We start from the raw sequence: 3,787 nt of genomic DNA on the forward strand, positions 1-3,787 counted from the left end.
CGCCGGCCCCGGCAGCTGACGGTGACCTTTCGTGGGCCGGAGAACCCCGAGGCGTTGCCCAAGGCACCTTCGCCCGGGCATACACTGCAAAACTACGGGAACCATTTGCGGCAGCTACAGCGGCAACCGGCCCGGGATCTATCCCCGGTGCTGCGCGGATTGCGGTTTGAACCGGGTCCGATGCAGCTGCGCGGGTTCACCTTGCGACGCGTCCCACCGGAACGTCCCAAGACGCCCACTCGTAGGGACGAGAATTACCGCAAGCTCGGGCAGATCGCCCCACCGCGTTAGGGCCGCTGGCTACCGTTCAATCAGGGCGAAACGCCCCAGGATCGCCGAGACGATGGAGACGATGATCGTGCCCCATATCGCGTCCCACCAGAAGGCGTTGACGCTGAGCCCCACCGGTAGGAACTGGGTCAGCCAGGCGGTGAGCATTAACATGCCGGCGTTGATGATGATCGTGAAGATCCCCAGCGTCAAGCAGGTCAGCGGCAGCGACAGGAAGGCGATCACCGGGCGGATCAGCGCATTAACCAGCCCGAAGACCAGCGCGACAACCAGGTAGGCGATGACCCGCGAGACCGTGGTGTCCTCGGCGGGAATGACGTTGATGCCCGGAACCACCCAGACGGCGGCGGCCAAGGCCAAGGCGTTGACGATGACTCGTAGCAGGAAGCTCATGGCACTAGCTTTTCACATTCACCGGGGTATGAGCTGGAAAAACACCATGCCCGCTGGGGCTGCGCACCGATAAGCTGGCTTCATGAGTGAGAACCCCGTAACCCATGATCCGGTGCAGCCCCGTCCCGTGGTTGCCCGGTTGCCGAAATATGCCGCAGGGAAGCCGCCGGTGCAGGTGCCGGGGCTGACCCCCTACAAGTTGGCCTCAAACGAGAACCCCTTTGGGCCCTTGGAGGAGGTTCGCCAAGCCATTGCCACCGAGGCCTACATTAACCGCTACCCGGACACCGCCTCCACCGAGCTGTGCTCCCAGCTGGCCCCGATGCTGGGCGTGCCGGCCGAGGACATCGTCACCGGCGCCGGGTCACTCGGTGCCCTGACCCAGATCCTGGCCACCTTCGCCGGCGCCAACGAGGACGGAATCCAAGATGAGGTGATCTTCGCCTGGCGTTCCTTTGAGGCCTACCCCATCGTGGTGCAGACCGCCGGAGCACTTCCGGTCCCGGTGCCGCTGCTGGAGGACGGCCGCCACGATCTGCAGGCCATGGCCGAGGCCATCAACGAGAACACCTCGGTGATCCTGCTGTGCACCCCGAATAACCCGACTGGTCCGATCCTGACCCAGCGGGAAGTCGATGACTTCATTGCCCGGGTTCCGAAAAATGTGCTGATTGTCCTGGACGAGGCCTACACCGAATTCGTGCGCGACTCGCAGGCGGTGGACGGGGTGAAGACCTACCAGCAGCACCGCAACGTAGTGGTGTTGCGCACCTTCTCCAAGGCCCATGGCCTGGCGAACCTGCGCGTCGGCTACTCGATCTCGCAACCCGAAATCACCAACTACATCCGCCTGGTCGCCACCCCGTTTGCGGTTTCCAGCGTGGCCCAGCAGGCGGCGATCGCCTCGCTGAAGCACGTGGACCAGGTGATGGCCCGGGTGGACTCGCTGGTGGAGGAACGCGAACGGGTTGTGGCCGGGCTCAAGGAGTTGGGCTGGAAGATCCCGGTGACCGAGGCGAACTTCGTCTGGCTGCCGCTGGGGGAGCAGACGATGCAGTTCGTGGCGCTGGCCGAGGAACGTGCGCTCTCGGTGCGCGGCTTCGCCGGTGAAGGGGTGCGGGTTTCGATTGGCGAGGTCGAGGCCAACGACCGCTTCCTGGAACTATGCCGGGAGAATACGGGATTGCTAACCCCGTAGAACCGCGCCAAATCTCGCAATTGGCACGGCGGTGCCGCTAGGCTTGATCCCAGGACAAGCCGTATATGTCTCATGCGGAATGTATTCCGCATGAGGCATATTTGATTGAAGGGAAACGCATGCCTCTAGTGCAGCCGAGGCATCGGATCAGGAGTTCATCCAGTTACTGACTCCGGACGGCAAACGGCACTCCCATGAGTTCTATGATGCCTACCTGCAGGATGTGGACGAGCAAATGCTGCGGGACTTCTACCGCGACATGGCCCTCACCCGCCGCTTCGATGCGGAGGCCACCGCCCTGCAGCGCCAGGGGCAGCTGTGCCTCTGGGTTCCGCTGCGCGGGCAGGAGGCGGCGCAGATCGCCTCGGGCCGGGCCACCCGCCCGGGGGACTACATCTTCCCCACCTACCGCGAACACGGGGTGGCGCTGACCCGCAACGTCGACTTCTCCGAAATGCTGCGCCTCTTCCGCGGCATCTCCGGCGGGGGCTGGGATCCGCGGGAGAACAACTTCCACATGTACACCATGGTGCTCGCCGCCCAGCTGCCGCACGCCACCGGATACGGCATGGCGGTGAATCTGGAACAGCACGACTGGGATGAGCAGCGCCGCGCCACCGAGGGCGAGGCCGTGATGGCCTACTTCGGTGACGGGTCCTCCACGGAGGGTGAGACCCACGAATCCATGGTCTTCGCCGCCAGCTTCAACGCCCCAGTGGTCTTCTTCTGCCAGAACAACCAGTGGGCCATTTCCGTGCCGTTCGAGGTCCAGTCCAAGGTGCCGCTGGTGCAGCGCGCCGCCGGCTATGGAATGCCGGGCCTGCAGGTGGACGGCAACGACGTGCTGGCAGTGCTGGCCGCCACCCGCTGGGCGCTGGAGCACGCGCGCAGCGGCAAGGGCCCGGTGCTCATCGAGGCGATCACCTACCGCCTGGGCGCGCACACCACCGCCGATGATCCGACCAAGTACCGCCAAAGCGCGGAGGAGCAGTCCTGGGACCCCAAGGACCCGCTGGTCCGCCTGGAAACCTACCTGCGCGAGCAGGGGCTGGTGGATAACGAGTTCTTCGAGCAACTGGCCCGCGACGGCGATGAGATGGCCGCCCGGGTGCGCAAGGACGCCATGGCCTTCCCGGTCCCGTCCCTGGCCGAGGTCTTCGAGCACGTCTACGCCGAGGCGCACCCGCTGGTGAAGGAAGAACTGCAATGGCACCTGGAGTATGAAGCAGGATTCGCCGACCAGGCCGGAAACGAGGGCAAGTAACCGTGAGCACACCATGACCCTGGCCAAGGCGATCACCGCCGGGCTGGACAAGATCCTTGAAAACGATGACCACGCCGTGTTGATCGGTGAGGACATCGGCAAACTCGGCGGCGTCTACCGTATCACCGAGGGACTGCAGGGCAAGTACGGGGCCCACCGGGTGATCGACTCGCCGCTGGGCGAGGCGGGCATCGTGGGCGCAGCGTGGGCATGGCCCTGCGCGGGCACACCCCGCTGGCCGAAATCCAGTTCGACGGCTTCGTATTCCCGGCCTTCAGCCAGATCACCACCCAGCTGGCCAAGATGCGCACCCGTTCCGAGGGGCGGATCAACATGCCGGTGGTCATCCGCATCCCCTACGGCGGCGGCATCGGCTCCATTGAACATCACTCCGAATCCCCGGAGGCCCTGTTCGTGCACACCGCCGGGCTGCGGGTCATCACCCCCTCCAACGCGCACGACGCCTACTGGATGATCCAGCAGGCCGCCGCCTGCCAGGACCCGGTGATCTACCTGGAACCCAAGCGCCGCTACTGGCTCAAGGGCGAGGTGGACACCGAAACCCCGACCCTGGACGCCTTCAAGGCCCAGGTGGTGCGCCCCGGCGAGGACGCCACCATCGTCGCCTACGGTCCGCTGGT

General features: G+C 65.1%; 4 protein-coding genes and 1 pseudogene. 4 read left to right on the forward strand and 1 reads right to left on the reverse strand.

Annotated features, from left to right (window positions below):
• Positions 1-291: hypothetical protein (locus JCM19049_RS19890; protein ID WP_279402867.1), on the forward strand; the 291-nt coding region annotated here is incomplete at its 5' end.
• Between the two features lie 9 nt (positions 292-300).
• Here JCM19049_RS19890 and JCM19049_RS09475 read toward each other — a convergent pair.
• The gene (locus tag JCM19049_RS09475; RefSeq protein WP_054821462.1) at positions 301-684 is read right to left on the reverse strand and encodes a phage holin family protein; all 384 of its coding nucleotides are present in this window, start codon (positions 682-684) and stop codon (positions 301-303) included.
• Between the two features lie 82 nt (positions 685-766).
• Between JCM19049_RS09475 and JCM19049_RS09480 the strand changes: the two genes are divergently transcribed.
• From JCM19049_RS09480 to JCM19049_RS09490, 3 genes and pseudogenes are all read left to right on the forward strand, one after another.
• Complete coding sequence (locus JCM19049_RS09480; RefSeq protein ID WP_054821463.1) at positions 767-1,882, forward strand: histidinol-phosphate transaminase; 1,116 nt, start codon at positions 767-769, stop codon at positions 1,880-1,882.
• Positions 1,883-2,039: 157 nt separating this feature from the next.
• A complete protein-coding gene (gene pdhA / locus JCM19049_RS09485) occupies positions 2,040-3,146 on the forward strand; it encodes a pyruvate dehydrogenase (acetyl-transferring) E1 component subunit alpha (protein ID WP_054821464.1) in 1,107 nt (368 codons plus the stop codon).
• A 13-nt stretch (positions 3,147-3,159) separates the two neighbouring features.
• Positions 3,160-3,787, forward strand: a pseudogene (locus JCM19049_RS09490) (alpha-ketoacid dehydrogenase subunit beta); the annotation flags it as partial.

Source organism: Arthrobacter sp. JCM 19049, assembly GCF_001310435.1.

What these genes read in the sequence shown, in the direction of transcription:
- JCM19049_RS09475 (WP_054821462.1), bottom strand. Translation starts at nt 684, where the DNA reads ATGAGCTTCCTGCTACGAGTCATCGTCAACGCCTTGGCCTTGGCCGCC.
- JCM19049_RS09480 (WP_054821463.1), top strand. Translation starts at nt 767, where the DNA reads ATGAGTGAGAACCCCGTAACCCATGATCCGGTGCAGCCCCGTCCCGTG.